1 protein-coding gene is annotated in these 695 nt (G+C 58.3%); it reads left to right on the top strand.

Going from position 1 to position 695, the window contains the following annotated elements:
- On the top strand, positions 1-695 hold a 695-nt coding region (locus Q4488_RS18775), incomplete at both ends, for a VCBS domain-containing protein (RefSeq protein WP_303582131.1).

Raw genomic sequence — 695 nt, 5'->3', positions numbered from 1 at the left:
AATACCAACACGGGTGCTTACAGCTACAGCAAAGACGCCGCTGCGATCGAAGCCCTGGATGCGGGCGATGCTGTTAGTGATGTGTTCACCCTGACCGTGACGGATGCCGACGGTGCACTAGTGACGCAGACCTTTACCGTCAACGTCACCGGTGCCGATGATGCACCGACCCTCGATGCCGTCACCAGTGGCTCGATTGCCGAAGTGGATCAATCCAGCAGCACGACCGATGCTAACCTCAGTGGCACCTTAAGTGGCGCCGATGTCGATGGCGATACCTTAACCTACGGTATTGCTACCGGATCGGTCACGGGTACCACGGCGACCTTGGCGGGGACTTACGGTACGCTAACACTGGATACGGCGAGCGGTGACTACAGCTACAGCAAAAACGCCGCTGCGATCGAAGCCCTGGATGCAGGTGACACCGACAGTGATCTGTTTACCCTGACGGTCACCGATGCAGATGGTGCCTTGGTCACCCAGACTTATACGGTCAACGTCACTGGTGCGGATGATGCACCGACCCTCGATGCGATCACCAGCGGTTCGATTGCCGAAGTAGATCAGTCCAGCAGCACGACCGATGCAAACCTCAGCGGCACCTTAAGTGGCGCGGATGTCGATGGCGATACCTTAACCTACGGTATTGCTACCGGATCGGTCACGGGTACCACGGCGACCTTGGCGGGGAC

The sequence above is a fragment of the Amphritea sp. 1_MG-2023 genome (assembly GCF_030547545.1).
Taxonomy (GTDB): domain Bacteria; phylum Pseudomonadota; class Gammaproteobacteria; order Pseudomonadales; family Balneatricaceae; genus Amphritea.
This window is presented reverse-complemented; position numbering and strand designations above follow the sequence as displayed.